Origin of the sequence: Humibacter ginsenosidimutans, from assembly GCF_007859675.1 — a bacterium.
Classification (GTDB): Bacteria; Actinomycetota; Actinomycetes; order Actinomycetales; family Microbacteriaceae; genus Humibacter; species Humibacter ginsenosidimutans.
Window position 1 is genome coordinate 1,532,359 of sequence record NZ_CP042305.1, and the last position, 15,638, is coordinate 1,547,996.

Below are 15,638 nucleotides of genomic sequence, written 5' to 3' on the forward strand. Positions count from 1 at the left end.
TCCGGGCCAGGGGGAAAGGGAACCATGCCTAGCAACTCGAGACGCGTCCGTGCGTTGGCCAGATATCTGGCCGCATCACTCGGTGCGGCGGCGACAGTGATCGCGGTCTCGCTCGGCGGCGTCACCGCCGCGAACGCCGCAGAGGGAACGCCGACCGCGGTCGACAGCGTGACGTTCGAGAACACCACGTTCCAGGACCAGTCGACACAGACCCTGGATGTCTCGTGGCACGCCACCGAATCGCCCGCGACCAATCCCGTCGTCGTCTCGTTCGAGCTGCCCGACGGCCTGCACGGCGTCGGCGCCACGTTCGCGATCGACAACGGCACGTGCACGATCACGTCGACGACGGCCACCTGCACCATCGACCCCGACTACGTGACAGCGAACCCGGACAACATCCACGGCAGCTTCACCATGGGCGTGCAGGTCGACCTGAAGAACCACGACACCGCGACCGGCCAAACATGGAACATCGGCGGTGTCGAGACCAACCCGGTCACCGTGACCAGCCGGTTCTGCTCGACGAACTGTCAGTGGAACGGCACCGGCGCGAGCAAGTACGGGTCGTACAACAACAGCAATGACACGATCACCTGGACTGTGCAGGTGCCTTCCCATGGCGACGGTTTCACCACCGCCGGTGACGGAAAGTCCCTGGAGCCCGGTCAGACGATCACCGTCACCGATCCCTTCACCGGGAACCCGTTCACCATCCAGGACGGCTCGCCGTGGGTCAGCGTCGCAGGTTGCATGACCACCGATTCATGGGGCTACCAGAGCGCGCACTACACGACCCTCGACGCCACCGAGACCACGATCTCGGCCGACAAGACCTCTGTCGCGTTCACGACCGCAGCAGGCGGCTGCTCGGGCGTGACGGGGACCGACCCGACACCGCTGGTCGGCTCCGTGTACCAGGTGCACTGGACCGTCAAGGCCGAAGACGGCGGCAAGGGCGTCGTCGGTCCCGGCACGTACTCGAACACCGCGACCATCTCGGTGAACGGCACTGACACCAGCGTGACGGGCACGGCCACGCGCTACACCTACGGCGGCACCGCCGTCGGCGACAACTTCGGCCGCTTCGAGCTGAAGAAGGCGTTCGACACCACCGACACACTGCAGCCGCAGTCCGTCACCGTCGATTACGTCATCAACTACCCGGGCGACGTGCCTCCCGCCACGTCCGGCTCGTTCACTCTCGGCGCCGACAACAACTGGAGCTACCTCAGCGACCAGATCTTCAAGGGCTCCACCGTGACCCTCACCGAGGAGAACCCCGGTCCGGCGAACGTCGACTGGAGCACGGCACTCACCGACGGCAACGGCAACCCGGTGCAGGGTACGACCGGGCCGAACAGCACGTCGTACACGATCACCGTCGCGGGCAACGCCATCGGCAACTACACGCTGACGAACACCGGAACCGTTCCCGAGCAGGCGCAGAACGCGAAGAAGGTTCTCGACAACCCCGACGGCGTCACCCTGCCGCAAGGCACGAGCTTCGAGTTGGATGCCACGTGGCCCGACAACGCCGACCTCGGCATCAAAGGCGGCTCGCAGAGCGTCGAGCTGCCGGCCGACGGCACGACCGTCGCGTTCCCGCAGCTTCCGGTCGGCGCGAACGTAACGTTCACCGAGAAGGCACCGACGGACATCCCGGGCGCCACCTGGACGGGTTCGACCGTGAGCCCCGGCACCCTCACCATCGGTCCGGACACCAAGACCGTCACGGTGACGGCGACGAACACGCTCAAGCGCAACGTCGGCACGTTCAGCATCGAGAAGGACCTCACCGGTGACGCCGCAGGGCTCGTGACCGATCCGACGTTCGATGTCGACTACTCGTACCCGGCCGACCCCTCTCTGGGCATCGAGGCCGGCTCCGGAGTCGCGAAGGTGACCGCCGGCGGCACGCCGACCACGGTGACGGCTCCCGCAGGCGCCGTCGTGACGCTGAGCGAGAACCCGGTGAAGGTCACCGGCGGCACGTGGGCGCAGCCGGTGTTCACGCCCGGCGCGACGTTCACCGTCGCGCAGGACGAGAACGTCTCCGTCGGCTTGACCAATCTGATCACCCTCGACACCGGCGCGTTCAGCCTGCACAAGACGGTGAACGGCACGGGCGCGTCGAGCCTGCCGAAGAACACCACGTTCACCGTGCACTACTCGTACCCGGCCGGTACCGGATTCCTGGCGGGATCGGGCGACCTCGCGGTGAAGGCCGGTACGACGGTGACGAGTCCGCAGCTCCCGTACGGAGCAGTGGTCACCCTGAAGGAGGATGCGCCCGCCACGGTCACCGGTGCGACCTGGTCGAAGCCCGTGTTCAGTCCGAGCACCGTGACGATCGGTGACGGCACGACGGCGAACGTCACCCTGACGAACACCCTCACCACCATCCCGGCCCCGTCGCTCGCCCACACCGGCTCCGACGTCAGCACTGCGGTGATCCCCGCTGCGGCTCTCCTGGTGGCCGGGCTCGCGATGCTGCTTCTGATGCGCCGCCGCCGGGCGTAGTCCTCCCCCCGAGGCTGCGGCCGCACCGCTCACATCAGGAGCACCACGTCGGCGCCGAGGATCCCGTCCTCGGCGCCGACGTGTGTCTGACGGCACGGATGCTGCACAGAACACGCGGCAGAGGTCGAAGCGGGGCGAGGATGGAGGCGTGCGCACCACCGCTCGTCGCATCACGATGCTGCTGGCCGCCTCGGCCGCGCTGCTCGTGCTGACCGGGATGACCGGCTGCGCCGTCGATCGGGCCGAGCCTCGACCGGGGGCCACGGCATCCGACGGCTGGAGCAGCATCCCGCTCCCGGCGAAGGGCGCGAGGGTGCTCGTGCTGCTGGGCGCAGGCGACAGGATGCTCGCGCTCGGGTCGCGGCCGACGGCATCCGGTCGCGAGCCCGCAGCCTGGTCCACCCCGGATCTGCGGCGGTGGACCGCACTGACCATCCATCCGGTCACCGGCTACGGTCGGGTCGCGGAGCTCGTCAAGGGTGCCGTGACGCACGGTCGTGTCGTCGCGTACGGGCAGGCGTTCGGGGGCGCGCACAGCAACCCGCGGCCGACCGTGTGGAACGGAACCCTGCACGCGCTGACGGAGCACGAGCAGCCGTTCACGATGTTCGGCGGCGAAGACGCGCTCGATGTCGCCGCCGAGGCCGCCGACGACCGCACCGCGCTGCTCGTCGGATCGTGGCTCGGCATGAGCGGCCGCTATGGGGCGACGGTCTGGCGCTCGGCCTCCGGCACGACCTGGCGGCGGTACGCCGACCTGGCCTCGCTCGCGTCGGCACCGGGCGAGCAGACCAGTGCGGCAGGAGTCGCTGCCTCGACACACGGATTCGTCGTGACCGGCGCCTCGCAGCACAACACCGGTTCCGGGCCGCCCAGCACCGCGCTGGCGTGGATCTCCGGCGACGGGAGCACGTGGTCGCGGATCGCCCTGCCCGCCGCCGAGAGCGCCGTGGCGAGCCGTGCGGCATGCACCGCCACGGCATGTGTCGTGATCGGCAGCACGCTGGCCGCGACTCAGCATGCGCTGTGCTGGAGCCTCGACAACGGTGGGCGGGTGATCGCCGCGTCAGAGGGCCCGGGCGAAGGCCTGGTCGAGGCGACGCAGGTGGTCGCCGCCGCCGACAGGGCCTGGGCCGTCGTCGACGTCGACCGCGTCGCACACGCGTTCGCGATCGATCAGGGCTGCACCGACTGGCACGAGATCACGCTGCCGGGCAAGGCCGAGACGGCCGTGCTGAACGACTTCCACGGGCGGCTCGTCCTCGCCGAAACGGGGTCTGAGGACTCGCGGCTGTGGGTGCGAACCGCTCAGTGAGTCGCCGTGCCGGAAATCGGAGCTTCGTCGCGACACGCCGCCGGTGCACCGCGACGCACCGCGTGTCGCGACGAAGTTCCGATTTGCCGCACACCCTAGCTCGAGGCCTTCGCGTTCGACTCGTACGACGTGTTGATCGACTCGAAGAAGTTCACGAGCTCGAGCGTGTCGTTGGCAGCGGCCATCCACTTCGCCGGGTTCGTCACGTTGTACTCGGCGCCGAAGCCGAGCTCCTCGAGCCGTCGGTCGGCCAGGTACTTGACGTACTGGTTGATGTAGTTCGCGTTGAGGCCGAGGATGCCACCGGGCAGCAGGTCGTTGTTGTACTGCTCCTCCATCTCGACGGCGTCCAAGATCATCTGCTTGATCTCGGCGGCGAACTCCGGCGTCTGCAGGTCGGGGTTCTCCTCCAGCACCGTGAGGATGAGGTTCATGCCGAACTTCAGGTGAAGCGACTCGTCGCGCACGATCCAGTCGATGAGCGACCCGAAGTTGCGCAGCAGGTTCCGCTGGCGGAACGACAGCGCCACCATGAAGCCCGAGTAGAACCAGATGCCCTCGAGGATGATGTTGTACGCCACGAGGTTGCGGATGAAGTCCTGCTTGCCCTCTGTGGTGGTGATGTCGAGCTTCTGCTCGAGCATGCGCCGGATGTACCTGACCTCGAACTCCTCCTTGCGCGCCATCGAGGGAACGTCCACGTGCGAGGCGTAGGCCTGCTCGCGGTCGATCGGGAAGGTCTCGAGCACGTACTCGAACGACATCGAGTGGTTCGCCTCCTCCCACATCTGCTTCGCGAGGTAGAGGTGCGCTTCGGCGGCGTTGAGGTAGGGATAGACACCGAACGCGAGCGCCTTGTTCACGAGCAGCTCGTTCGGGTTGAAGTAGCTGACCAGGAACGTCACCGCATGGCGCTCCTCATCCGTCATCTTCTTGAAGTCCGCGAGGTCTTCGCCGAGCTGGATCTCGTTCGGGAACCAGGTGTTGGCCACGGCCTGGTCGTACAGGTCCATCGCCCACTGATACTTCACCGGCTTCAGCAGCAGGCCCTCTTCGATGCCGGTTCCCAGGATTCCCATTTCTTCTCTCGATTCGGTTCTTCGTCTGATGTGGTCGGTTACGGTCAGTCCGCGGCTACTGGCAGGACTCGCACTGGAAGGCCTCCATGGGGTCTTCCGGCACAAAGTAATCGCCGACGAGCTGCAGGTCGTTCTGCGTTCCTTCGTTCACTTGGTCTCACCCCCGGCCACGCCTCCGAAGCCGAACCCGCGACGGGCGGGAGCCGGCGCTGTTGCCTGGCCGGCGGCATCCGCCGACCCCGCGCCGACGCCCGCGGGCACCGCGCCGAAGCCCTTGCGGGCCCCGCCGATCTCCTCGGCCTTGTTCACGCGCACCGTGGTCTGCTCGGCCTGGTGGCGCGGCTTCATGTGCAGGTAATAGGTGGTCTTGACGCCGCGCTCCCACGCCGCCGAGTAGATGTCGACCATGTCGCCCACATCGCGCGACTCGAGGTAGATGTTGCGGCTGATGGCCTGGTCGATCCACTTCTGCGCACGCGCCGCGACCTCGAGGAACGCGTAGGGCGAGAGCTGGAAGCTCGTCTTGTACACCTTCTTGATGTCGTCGGGAATGTCGGCGATGCCCTGGATGTCACCCTGGCTGCGCAGCACCTGCTCGCGCACCTTCTCCCAGAGGCCGTGCTGCTGCAACGCGTTCACCAGGTTGCGGTTCACCTCGAGGAACTTGCCGTTCGAGGTGGAGCGGCTGAAGATCTGCGAGAACTGCGGGTCGAAGCCCGGCGTGGTGCCCGCGACGAGACCGATGGATGCCGTCGGCGCGACCGCCATCAGCGTCGCGTTGCGCATCCCGCCCTTCACGCGCTCGCGCAGGACGTCCCAGTCGAGACGGGTCGTGCGGTTCACCTTGATCTCGACGCCACGGTCCTGCTCGGTGAGGGCCAGGGTGTCGAACGGCACGAGCCCCTGCGACCAGCGGGAGCCTGCGAAGTTCGGGTACGCACCGCGCTCGGCCGCCAGGTCGACGGACTCCTCGATGGCGTAGTACGAAATGCGCTCCGCCACCTCGTCGATGAGGTCGTACGCCTCTTCGGACTCGTAGCTGAGACCGAGCCGCTCGACGACGTCCGTGAAGCCCATGATGCCGAGTCCCACCGCGCGGTTGTTGATGTTGGCGTTGTCCGCTTCCGGCACCGACGACATGGTGATGTCGATCAGGTTGTCGAGCTGGCGAACGGCCAGACGCGCGCTGCGCTCGATGGTCGCCCAGTTGAACGTGCCGTCGTCCTGCAGGTGACGGGAGAGGTTGATCGAGGCCAGGTTGCAGACCGCGATGTTGTCGATGTCCTGCGGCAGGCAGATCTCCGTGCACAGGTTGGAGAGGTGGATCGTGCCCGTGTTGTTGTTCAGGGCACGGTTGTTGATGGTGTCCTTCCAGGTGAGCCACGGGTGAGCCGTCGTCTGCAGGCTCATCAGAATGTCCTTGAACTGCTGCCTGGCGGGCATCCTCTTGAACATGCGCAGCCGGCCGGCCTCGGCCTCGGCGGCGTAGAACGCGTAGCGCTCGGAGAACGCCTTGCCGTACAGCTCGTTGAGGTCGGCGACCTCGAGCGGGTCGAAGAGGTACCACGGCTCGTCGTTCTGCACGCGCTTCATGAACTCGTCGCTGATCCACACCGCGGTGTTGGCCGTGCGCGTGCGGCGGTAGGGGTCGCCGGAGTTCTGTCGCAGATCGAGGAAGTCGGGGAAGTCGAGGTGCCAGTTCTCCATGTAGAACGCAAGGGCGCCGAACTTCTTGCCGCCGCGGCTGACCGCGCGCAGCACCGAGTCGATGGTGTGCATGAACGGGATCGGCCCGGTCGACACGGTGTTGTTGGAGCGGATCGGCGACCCCTGCGAGCGCAGCTTGGTGACCGAGAGCCCGATGCCGCCTGTGCCCTTGGTGATCCACATCACGTCGCGCACGCTCTTGGCGATGTGCTCGATGTCGTCGTGCATCTCCATGACGAAACAGTTGGAGAGCTGCGGCGTCTTCGTGCCCGCGTTGACCAGCGTGGAGCCGGCGGCGAGGTAGTCGAGACGCGACATCGTCTCGTAGAACTCGATGGCGATCCCCGTGGGATCGGCCTCATTGAGCGAGAGGCCCATGGCGATGCGCATCCAGAAGTACTGCGGCACCTCCAGCGGGTCGCCGTTGCGCGCCTTGATGCCGTAGCGGTTGTTCAACGTGACGAGGCCGATGTACTTGAGCAGGCCGTCATTGCTCGGCTCGAGCACCCCCGCGAGGCGGTTCAGGTCGAAGAGGTCGGTGAAGCGGGGGTCGAGCAGATCTTCGGCGACGCCGCGCTCGATGTACGGCACGAAGCCCTCGCGGTGCAGCCGCTTGAGCTCCTCGTCGTCCTCGTAGTCGCCGAGGACGCGCTTGTAGATGGTCTTGAGCAGCAGCCTGGCGGCGACCGTGTCGAACGCCGGGTCGTCCTTGACGTTCTGCAACGCCACCTGGATCACCGCCTCGTCGAGCTGCTGCGTGGTGATTCCGTCGAACAGCGTCAGCTCGAGCTCGCTCGCGATCTGGGTCACCCAGGTGATGTTCTCGTCGAGACCCTCCGACGCCTTCTCGATCGCCAGATTGATCTTGTTCGCGTCGTACGGCTCCCGCTCACCGTTGCGCTTCACGACCGTGATTGTCACTTCGCCTCTTCCTCTACTGCTCATCGGATGCCTGCCGGTGGGCGGCATCCACCGCCCCACGTTGCGTGGGGTCGCCGAAGCGTTCTGGTTCGTTTGCGTGCACGAACCGGATGCCCCGTCTCCCCCCTGTACACCGGCTCGGGGTTCGCATCCCGAACCGGTGGCGCCGTGCGTCGTCGTCCCTCATCGTGCGGCAGGCCACCGACATCCGTTTCGCCCGATCAACTGCCGGATCGGACGGCGGAAACCGCTGCCTGCCGGCTCTGGGAGGCCCCCAACGGAACCGGCGTGTGACCACTATATAGCGGGGTCCCCGCGAGCGGCCAACCCCAGATGTTGTGGGCGTGTCGTCCACAGACTGTGGAAACCTTCGCCGGAGTTTTCCACATTTGCACACCCTGCCCGTGGCACGGGGAACCCCTGGTCGCGCCATAGAATCGATCGTTAGTGAGCGCTTACACAGACCTGATGAGAACGCCGGGAGTGGCACGGATCATCGCCGCGCAGCTGCTGGCGCGCTTCCCGAACGGCATGCTCTCGCTCGCGCTGCTCACGCACATCGAACGCGTGCACCACACCTACGGCGCCGCCGGTCTCGTGCTGGCCGGAGCATCCATCGGCCAGGCCATCGCCGGCCCGCTGACCAGCCGGCTGATGGGGCGGGTCGGCATGCGCATCGTGCTCGCGATCACGACGCTCGTGTGCTCGGCGGGAATCGTGCTCGTCGCGCTCGTCGTGATGCCCATCCCCGTGACCATCGCGGTGGCGGCCGTCGCTGGGCTCGCCACACCACCGGTCGTTCCCGCCGTGCGCACCATCTACCCCAAGCTCGTGAACTCGCGGCTGCTCGCCCCGCTGTACTCGCTGGATGCCTCGGCCCAGGAGCTCATCTGGATCGCCGGCCCTGTGGTCATCACCTTCGTCGCCACGCAGATCTCGACCACGATCGGACTTCTCTTCTGCGCCGCCATCATGCTCGGCGGCGGCGCCTGGTTCATCCTGCTTCCCGAGCTCGGACGGGTGCGCATCCCGCCGAGCAAGCGTCGCATCGGCGCAACGCTGAAGAGGCCGACGGTGCTGCTGGCGACGATGGTGGGCTTCCTGCTCGTCGGGGCGTGCGCGGCGATCGAGGCCGGCACCGTCGCGAACTTCGCAGGGCACGGGCCGGAAGCCGGCATCGTGCTCGGCATCTGGTCGCTGGCCTCGCTCGTCGGCGGATTCGCGTTCGGCTCCCGCCCGATCGGCCCGTGGGCGCTCGGAACGCGCATGCTCGTGGTGTTCGCCGGCATCGCTCTCGCGTCGATCTGGGTGAGCAACGTCTGGTGGCTGACCGCGATGCTCGTCGTCAGCGGGCTCGGGATCGCCCCCGCCCTGGCGGTGACCTCGACGATCGTGTCGACGAGCGTGAAGTTCTCCGACACGGCGGAGGCGTTCGGCTGGGTCGGCACCGGCCAGCTGATCGGAGCGGCCCTCGGCAGTGCGATCGCCGGATTCCTCATCGATCAGCACGGTCCGACCGGAGCGTTCTGGGTGGCGGGGGCGTTCGCCCTCGTCGGCGCCCTCGTCCCTCTGCTCGGCAGGCGCTGGCATCCCGATCTGCGCGGGCGCGAGATCAGCCCGATGCCCGACACCGAGCCGGTGCCCACGCAGCCCAGTTGAGACCGGCACCGACCGGCGTCAACATGACGTCAGGCCTGAAACATGCCGGATCGGCATGCTGACGGCGCGAGAGCTCGGACCGTCATGTCGACGTGCCAGCGGAGGTCAGCGCCGGTTCGCGCGCAACGGGGCCAGCGCGCCTGCGAGCGCGAGGAGCTCGTCGAGCTGAGTCGCGAGCATCCGTTCCTGGTGCTCGTTCGCCTCGAAGAGGCCGTCGTCATCGATCTGCTTCGCCGCCCAGGGAATCTCGACGTTGGCCGTCGTCGGCACGAGCCCGAGCGCCGTCTCGGGCACACGCAGCGCCGTCACACTCCGCGTGCCGCCGGAGATTCCGCCATAGCTGACCGTGCCGAGCGGCTTGCGCCACCACTCCTGCGAGAGGTGATCGAGCGCGTTCTTCAGCGAGGGCGGATAGCTGTAGTTGTATTCCGGCTGCACGAAGATGAAGGCGTCGGCGGCATCCACCCGCTCACTCCAGGCGATCGTCGACGGCTGCGTGTACTGGCGCAGACGCGGGTGGTTCGGCTCCGACATGAGAGGAAGGCCGATCTCCTTGAGGTCGGCCCAGTCGAGCTCGAAACGCCCGTCACGTTCGACGGTGTCGCGCACCCAGTCGGCGATGGGAAGGCCGATGCGGCCTTCGCGAACGCTGGCGACGACGATCATCAGCTTGGTCATGGGGTCGTGTTCCTTCTGTCGGGATCGGTTCGGGGTCGATGGTGCAGGACATGCGACCCGCGGTGCCGGATATGTGGTCGGCGACCCGCATATCCTGCACGGCGTGCCGGATGTCGCGTCACCAGCGGTCGTGAACGCTGCCGCGGATGTACTCGTCGTAGATATCGCGCACGGCGCTGTCGAAGTCCTCGCCGAGCGGCGGCACCGAGCCGGCCGCCGCGTTGGAGCGCGCCTGGTCGACGTTGCGGGCGCCGGGGATGACGGTGCTCACGCCGGGCTGCTGCGAGACCCAGGCGATCGCGGCCTTCGCCGGGGTGAGCCTGTCGGCGCACTCGATGCCGAGGCTGTCGCGGGCGGATGCGACGGCATCCGCGAATCTGCGCGCCGCCTCGACCCCGGTGGCGAAGTCCACACCCGAGAACGTCTCCCCCACGTCGAACGCCTCACCGTGGCGGTTGAACGTGCGGTGGTCCTGCGGCGCGAACGTGGTCTCCTGCGTGTAGCGACCGGAGAGCAGGCCGCTGGCCAGCGGGACGCGGGCGATGATGCCGACGCCGGCATCCTGCGCGGCGGGCAGCACGCGCTCGAGCGGCTTGAGCCGGAAGGCGTTGAGGATGAGCTGCACCGACGCCATTTGCGGCCGGGCGATGGCGGTGAGCGCCTCCTCGACGGTCTCGACGCTGACACCGTAGTTCGCGATCGCACCCTCCTCGACGAGCGTGTCGAGCGCGTCGAACACGGCGTCGCTCGAGTACACCGGCGTCGGCGGGCAGTGCAGCTGCACGAGGTCGAGCGTGTCCATGCGCAGGTTGGCACGCGAACGGTCGACCCACCCTCGAAAGTTGTCGAGCGTGTAGTTCTCGGGCACCTGGTCGACGCGGCGCCCCATCTTGGTGGCGACGGTGATGCCGGCATCCGGTCGCAGGGCGCGAAACCGACCGATGATCGTCTCGCTGCGGCCGTCGCCGTAGACGTCGGCGGTGTCGAAGAAGGTGACGCCCGCGTCGGCGGATGCCTCGAGCACGGCGAGCGCGTCGCTCTCGCTCACGTTGCCCCAGTCGGCACCCAACTGCCACGTTCCCAGGCCGACGACGGACACGGAGCGGCCTGTGCGACCGAGGATGCGCTGTTGCATGGGGGCCAGGATAGCCGGGCGGCACGGGGCGGACGGCGGTTCCGCTGGTTGAGGAGCACGCGGCAAGCCGCGTGTGTCTCGAAACCAGGGCTGCGGGCAGGCTGGCGGGTTTCGAGACGCGCGCCCTGGGCGTGCTCCTCAACGCTCGGGACGACGCGCGCCTTCGGCGTGCTCCCCAACCCACGGGACCACACGCACGTCTGACACGATGCTCGAACGTCGGCGAGGCCGGGAGGTGGGCGTAACGTGAGAATCGTGGCCGAGTCTGCTGTGCGCGTGCTGTCCGACGAGCTTCTGGAGCGCATCCGCTCCCGTGCTGCCGGGTACGACCGTGAGAACGCCTTCTTCACCGACGACCTCGCCGAGCTGAGCGATGCCGGGTACCTGCGAGCACTCGTGCCCGAGGAGTTCGGCGGGCTCGGGCTCTCGCTGCGCGACGTGGCGCGCGAACAGGTGCGATTGGCATCCGCCGCGCCCGCCACGGCGCTCGCCGTCAACATGCACCTGGTGTGGACGGGAGTCGCGAAGGTCATGCGCGACCGCGGCGACGCCTCGCTGGAGTGGCTGCAGCGCGAGGCCGGAGCTGGCGAGGTGTTCGGCTTCGGCATCAGCGAGGGTGGCAACGACCTCGTGCTGTTCGGGTCGCGCACCGACGCACGCCCCGACGGAGCCGGCGGCTACACGTTTCACGGCACCAAGATCTTCACGTCGCTCTCCCCCGCGTGGACCAGGCTCGGCACGATGGGCCTGGACTCGACCAGCGAGGATGCCCCGAAGATCGTCTTCGGGTTCATCGACCGCGCGGCGGGCGGCTTCGAGATCGCCGACGACTGGGACACGCTCGGCATGCGCGCCAGCCAGTCGAACTCCACGAAGCTGGACGGCGCGCACGCGCCGGCCGACCGGATCATCCGCCGCCTCGACCCCGGACCCAACGCGGATCTTCTGACGTTCGCGATCTTCTCGAACTTCGAGCTGCTCCTGGCCTCGGTGTACACCGGCATCGGCGCGCGCGCGCTCGAGCTCGCGGTCGCCGCGGTGAAGCGCCGCACCTCGATGAAGAACGACGGCAGGCCGTACGCGCAGGACCCGGACATCCGTTGGCGCATCGCGTCAGCGGCGATCGAGCAGGATGCGCTGTATCCGCAGCTCGACGCGATCACCGGCGACGTCGACGCCGTCGCAGATCACGGTTCGCAGTGGTTCGCGAAGCTGGTCGGCATGAAGGTGCGCGCCACCGAGACGGCTCGCGACGTGGTCGACAAGGCCGTCCGGGTCTCCGGCGGCAGCAGTTACTTCGCCTCCAGCGAGCTCGGCAGGCTCTACCGAGATGTGCTCGCCGGCATGTTCCATCCCTCCGACGACGAGTCGGCGCACTCGACGGTCGCGACCGCCTGGCTGGGCCCGCTCGAAGGCTGACCGTGGCCGGAGACTCGACGCCCCAGGCACACGGGTCAGGCGACACGTTCCGACGCGCCGCCGAACCGGGCTCCTCCGCGCGACGCTCGCGTTTCGCAGCGCGGATGCGCCTCGACTGGTGGTGGATCGGCATCCTCGTGCTCTGCGGCTCGTTCCAGATCTTTCGCGGGGCGCCCGTCGACGGCGTGTTCTTCCTCGCGGCCGCTGCGGCACTGACGGCGGACGCCGCCGGCTGGCTGGCCGCGCTCGACCGCTACCCGGTCCCCCGGCTCCACCTCGCGGCACAGCTGGCGCTCGGTGCGATCGCCGTGGCCTTCATCGCCCTCGTTCCGCAGTTCGACGTGGTGGACCTGGTGATCGTGAGCGTCGTGGGCGCCACGGCCCTCATCGTCGGGTGGCGCAACGACGGAATCGAGAACCTGACCGACGCGACGCCGTCGCGTCCCGCCGCGGACTCGACGACGTCGGCGGCCCGCGAGCGCGGCGCCCTCTCGCGGCCGGTGCGCCGTTCGGCCATGCTGTGGGCTGCCGCCGGGCTCTTCCTGTGCCTGTGGGAGCTGGCGTCGTTCTTCCTCGCCATGCCGTCGGCGACGGCCGAGTTCGAGCATCCACCGCTGTCCGACCTGATCGACCCGATCGTGGCGAACCCGTTCGGACGAGCCGCCTGCGCCGCACTCTGGCTGCTCGCCGGGGCTGCGCTGCTCAAACGAGGGAGACGGCAATGAGTCGCATCGTCACGATCCTGGGGTTCGTGGCCGTCGGCGTCTTCGGCCTCGTGCTGGCGTGGTACGGCAAGCGGGCACCCGACCGCGTGGCGCCGTTCGGCACGCTGCTCGACCGGGTGATGGCATCCAGGGCCATCCGCATCACGATCCTCGTGTTCTGGTGGTGGCTCGGCTGGCACTTCTTCGTGGCGGCTCCGCTGCCGGCGTCGTCGTGATGCGCTCCGCCGACGCGCGACGCGACGGGCCTGTCGCGGTGGTGCGTCAGCCGCGGCCGCGCAGCCGCTCCAGCTCGCGCCGGTCGCGTTTGGTGGGCCTGCCCATTCCGCGTTCGCGCACGACGGCCGCCGGCTGCTCGACGCGAGGCGGCAGCGCGGGAGTGCGGTCCACGTAGGCGGCCTGTGCGATCGGCGCCCCGACCCGCTTCGTGAGGATGCCCCGCACCTCGACGATGTGCTCACGGTCGGTCATGACCCGCACCTCATCGCCGATGCGCACCACCTGAGCGGGCTTCGCGCGCTCGCCGTTCACCTTCACGTGGCCGGCCTTGCAGGCGGCGGTGGCCAGTGAACGCGTCTTGAAGAACCGCACCGACCACACCCAGATGTCGGTACGCGTCGTCTGCGGTCCCTGCCCGCCCGTCGGCTGCTGTCTCGCCTCGGCCATCGACCCATCGTAGGTGCGCGGGCGGGCGGCCGGGCTGTTCGCAGCCCCCTCCGCGGATGCCCTGCCATAGCCGCGTGCGCTACGCTCGCCGCGTCCCCCGAACCCGGCTGCGGCGACGTGAGCCGGCGAGAATTGGAGCGAGCAAGGATGACCGACCCCCAGCAGCCCTCGACCCCGCCTGCCTGGTACCCGGACCCCGATCCGGCGAACCCGGGTGGACAGCGTTGGTGGGACGGCGTGCGGTGGACCGAGCATTCCCGCCCAGCGGTGCCGCCGACCGCCGCTCCGACGGGGGCGCCCGCGCAGCAGAACGTGTACCAGCCCGCATACCAGCAGCCCGGCTACCAGCCTGCGTACCAGCAGCCCGGCTACGTGCAGCAGATGCCCGTGGGAGGTGCGGTCTTTCCGCGCGTCGCACCGGGGACATCCTCGAACACCTGGTCCGTGTGGCTCGTGGTCGCGCTGCCGCTCGTGGTCATCATCGCGTTCATGTTCGTCGACTTCACGAGTTATCTGCGCACCGTGTTCGAACTCGGCTCGAGCTCCGAGGACTACTCGGGTGCAGCGCCGGCCATCACGTCGGCCATGAGCCAGTACTTCATCATGATCCTTCTGATCGACCTGCTCGGGCTCGTCGCATACGGCCTGTCGGTGCTCTTCGCCTACTTCGATCACCGGGAACTGCAGCGCCGCGGCTTCGTGCGACCCTTCCACTGGGCATGGACCTTCCTCGGCGGCATCGTCTACGTGATCGGCCGTGCCGTCGTCGTGAACCGGCGCGGCGGTGCCCACGGCCTCTGGCCGATCTGGGGCCTCATCGCCGTGTTCGTGATCGAGATGGTGCTCATCGGCGTCAAGGTGGCGATGGTCGCGAACTCGATCGGCTCACTCGTCACCTCCTACGGCGGCAGCTTCTCGTAGCGCGAGACCGCGCCGGCGCGCTCCGCGGCTCCCGGCGTTCGATAGAGTGGTGCACGGGTACGACGAAAGGGAACATTCCGTGGAGTACATCGTCTTCGCCGCCGGTGCGGTGATCATGGGGCTGTTCTGCTTCTGGGCACTGTTCGATGCGGCCAAGGATGCCCAGACGCGCAAGGCGCACCCCGACCGTTCGGCGATCGTCGACGTCGAGCACCACTCGGTCGAGGCCGCCCACCACTAGTCCTCTCGTTCGTCGAGCTCGCTGCGGGCTAGTCGGCCCGTAGAGGTCCGCTCACCAGTTCGGCGCCCGCTGCGCTGAGTTCCCCGAGTGCTTTCGCGCTCGACTCCGATGCGACGCCGACGACCAGATCGAGCAGTACGCGCACCCTTTTTCCGTCGGCGATGGCATCCAGCGCGGATGCCCGCACGCAGTAGTCCGTCGCGATGCCGACGACGTCGACATCGTCGATAGCAGCGGCATCCAGCACCTCGCTCAGAGACCGGCCGTCGTCGGCGGTTCCCTGAAAGGCGGAGTACGCGGGAACGCCCTGCCCCTTTCGGATGTGCACGTCGACCGCGTCGACATCGAGTGACCCGTGATAGTCGGCGCCGGGCGTTCCCGCCACGCAGTGCACGGGCCAGGTCGTGACGAAGTCGGGCGCCGACCCGTCGGCGGCGAAATGGCCGCCGTTGTCGTCCGTGCCGTTGTGCCAGTCGCGCGAGGCGACGACGAGGTCGTAGCGTTCGGGATGCTCGCGCAGCATGCGCGTCACGCCTGCGGCCACGGCCGCCCCGCCGTCGACACCGAGCGCGCCGCCCTCGGTGAAGTCGTTCTGCACGTCGATGATGAGGAGAGCGCGGGCCATGCCTCATTGTCTCGCGCGGCGTGCTGC

Annotated in this window: 14 protein-coding genes; 8 read left to right on the forward strand and 6 right to left on the reverse strand. The window is 68.2% G+C overall.

The window, feature by feature from the left end; all coding sequences use genetic code 11:
- Nucleotides 1-24: 24 nt before the first annotated feature.
- Both FPZ11_RS07245 and FPZ11_RS07250 read left to right on the forward strand, forming a co-directional pair.
- Nucleotides 25-2,523 carry a DUF5979 domain-containing protein gene (locus tag FPZ11_RS07245; protein WP_146319617.1) on the forward strand — a complete coding sequence of 833 codons (2,499 nt, stop codon included), beginning with the start codon at nucleotides 25-27 and terminating at the stop codon, nucleotides 2,521-2,523.
- Nucleotides 2,524-2,671: 148 nt separating this feature from the next.
- Nucleotides 2,672-3,838, forward strand: a complete 1,167-nt coding sequence (locus FPZ11_RS07250) for a hypothetical protein (RefSeq protein ID WP_146319620.1) — start codon at nucleotides 2,672-2,674, stop codon at nucleotides 3,836-3,838.
- A gap of 95 nt (nucleotides 3,839-3,933) precedes the next feature.
- On the opposite strand, the gene FPZ11_RS07255 is transcribed toward FPZ11_RS07250, so the two are convergent.
- Together FPZ11_RS07255 and FPZ11_RS07265 are read right to left on the reverse strand one after the other, a co-directional pair.
- On the reverse strand, nucleotides 3,934-4,917 hold the full coding sequence (locus FPZ11_RS07255; RefSeq protein WP_146319622.1) for a ribonucleotide-diphosphate reductase subunit beta: 984 nt from the start codon (nucleotides 4,915-4,917) through the stop codon (nucleotides 3,934-3,936).
- Between the two features lie 147 nt (nucleotides 4,918-5,064).
- Nucleotides 5,065-7,545: a ribonucleoside-diphosphate reductase subunit alpha gene (locus tag FPZ11_RS07265; RefSeq protein ID WP_210415978.1), complete on the reverse strand. Its 2,481-nt coding sequence runs from the start codon at nucleotides 7,543-7,545 to the stop codon at nucleotides 5,065-5,067.
- A 447-nt stretch (nucleotides 7,546-7,992) separates the two neighbouring features.
- On the opposite strand from FPZ11_RS07265, the gene FPZ11_RS07270 reads away from it, so the two are divergent.
- Complete coding sequence (locus FPZ11_RS07270; RefSeq protein ID WP_146319626.1) at nucleotides 7,993-9,204, forward strand: MFS transporter; 1,212 nt, start codon at nucleotides 7,993-7,995, stop codon at nucleotides 9,202-9,204.
- A 105-nt stretch (nucleotides 9,205-9,309) separates the two neighbouring features.
- Here FPZ11_RS07270 and FPZ11_RS07275 read toward each other — a convergent pair whose 3' ends face one another.
- Both FPZ11_RS07275 and FPZ11_RS07280 read right to left on the reverse strand, forming a co-directional pair.
- Nucleotides 9,310-9,882: an NADPH-dependent FMN reductase gene (locus FPZ11_RS07275; protein ID WP_146319628.1), complete on the reverse strand. Its 573-nt coding sequence runs from the start codon at nucleotides 9,880-9,882 to the stop codon at nucleotides 9,310-9,312.
- A gap of 118 nt (nucleotides 9,883-10,000) precedes the next feature.
- Nucleotides 10,001-11,017, reverse strand: coding sequence for an aldo/keto reductase (locus tag FPZ11_RS07280; protein WP_146319630.1), 1,017 nt, complete (start codon nucleotides 11,015-11,017; stop codon nucleotides 10,001-10,003).
- 255 nt (nucleotides 11,018-11,272) lie between these two features.
- Between FPZ11_RS07280 and FPZ11_RS07285 the strand changes: the two genes are divergently transcribed.
- The 3 genes from FPZ11_RS07285 to FPZ11_RS07295 are packed head-to-tail and all read left to right on the forward strand — an operon-like array spanning nucleotide 11,273 to nucleotide 13,376.
- A complete protein-coding gene (locus FPZ11_RS07285) occupies nucleotides 11,273-12,436 on the forward strand; it encodes an acyl-CoA dehydrogenase family protein (RefSeq protein ID WP_210415979.1) in 1,164 nt (387 codons plus the stop codon).
- A 2-nt stretch (nucleotides 12,437-12,438) separates the two neighbouring features.
- Nucleotides 12,439-13,161 (forward strand): hypothetical protein, encoded by a 723-nt coding sequence (locus tag FPZ11_RS07290; RefSeq protein ID WP_146319634.1) that lies wholly within the window; start codon nucleotides 12,439-12,441, stop codon nucleotides 13,159-13,161.
- Nucleotides 13,158-13,376 (forward strand): DUF6186 family protein, encoded by a 219-nt coding sequence (locus FPZ11_RS07295; protein WP_146319636.1) that lies wholly within the window; start codon nucleotides 13,158-13,160, stop codon nucleotides 13,374-13,376. The genes FPZ11_RS07290 and FPZ11_RS07295 overlap by 4 nt, the downstream gene beginning before the upstream one ends.
- A gap of 46 nt (nucleotides 13,377-13,422) precedes the next feature.
- Here the strand turns inward: FPZ11_RS07295 and FPZ11_RS07300 are convergent, their stop codons facing one another.
- On the reverse strand, nucleotides 13,423-13,824 hold the full coding sequence (locus tag FPZ11_RS07300; protein WP_146319638.1) for an RNA-binding S4 domain-containing protein: 402 nt from the start codon (nucleotides 13,822-13,824) through the stop codon (nucleotides 13,423-13,425).
- 147 nt (nucleotides 13,825-13,971) lie between these two features.
- Between FPZ11_RS07300 and FPZ11_RS07305 the strand changes: the two genes are divergently transcribed.
- Together FPZ11_RS07305 and FPZ11_RS19205 are read left to right on the forward strand one after the other, a co-directional pair.
- Entirely contained in the window at nucleotides 13,972-14,745 is a 774-nt protein-coding gene (locus tag FPZ11_RS07305) for a DUF2510 domain-containing protein (RefSeq protein ID WP_146319640.1), read from the forward strand.
- A 79-nt stretch (nucleotides 14,746-14,824) separates the two neighbouring features.
- Entirely contained in the window at nucleotides 14,825-14,986 is a 162-nt protein-coding gene (locus FPZ11_RS19205; RefSeq protein ID WP_168203760.1) for a hypothetical protein, read from the forward strand.
- 28 nt (nucleotides 14,987-15,014) lie between these two features.
- Here the strand turns inward: FPZ11_RS19205 and FPZ11_RS07310 are convergent, their stop codons facing one another.
- Nucleotides 15,015-15,611, reverse strand: a complete 597-nt coding sequence (locus FPZ11_RS07310) for an isochorismatase family protein (protein WP_146319642.1) — start codon at nucleotides 15,609-15,611, stop codon at nucleotides 15,015-15,017.
- Between the last annotated feature and the right edge of the window lie 27 nt (nucleotides 15,612-15,638).

What these genes read in the sequence shown, in the direction of transcription:
- FPZ11_RS07255 (WP_146319622.1), bottom strand. Translation starts at nt 4,917, where the DNA reads ATGGGAATCCTGGGAACCGGCATCGAAGAGGGCCTGCTGCTGAAGCCG.
- FPZ11_RS07300 (WP_146319638.1), bottom strand. Translation starts at nt 13,824, where the DNA reads ATGGCCGAGGCGAGACAGCAGCCGACGGGCGGGCAGGGACCGCAGACG.
- FPZ11_RS07305 (WP_146319640.1), top strand. Translation starts at nt 13,972, where the DNA reads ATGACCGACCCCCAGCAGCCCTCGACCCCGCCTGCCTGGTACCCGGAC.
- FPZ11_RS07310 (WP_146319642.1), bottom strand. Translation starts at nt 15,611, where the DNA reads ATGGCCCGCGCTCTCCTCATCATCGACGTGCAGAACGACTTCACCGAG.
- FPZ11_RS07275 (WP_146319628.1), bottom strand. Translation starts at nt 9,882, where the DNA reads ATGACCAAGCTGATGATCGTCGTCGCCAGCGTTCGCGAAGGCCGCATC.
- FPZ11_RS07245 (WP_146319617.1), top strand. Translation starts at nt 25, where the DNA reads ATGCCTAGCAACTCGAGACGCGTCCGTGCGTTGGCCAGATATCTGGCC.
- FPZ11_RS07295 (WP_146319636.1), top strand. Translation starts at nt 13,158, where the DNA reads ATGAGTCGCATCGTCACGATCCTGGGGTTCGTGGCCGTCGGCGTCTTC.
- FPZ11_RS07280 (WP_146319630.1), bottom strand. Translation starts at nt 11,017, where the DNA reads ATGCAACAGCGCATCCTCGGTCGCACAGGCCGCTCCGTGTCCGTCGTC.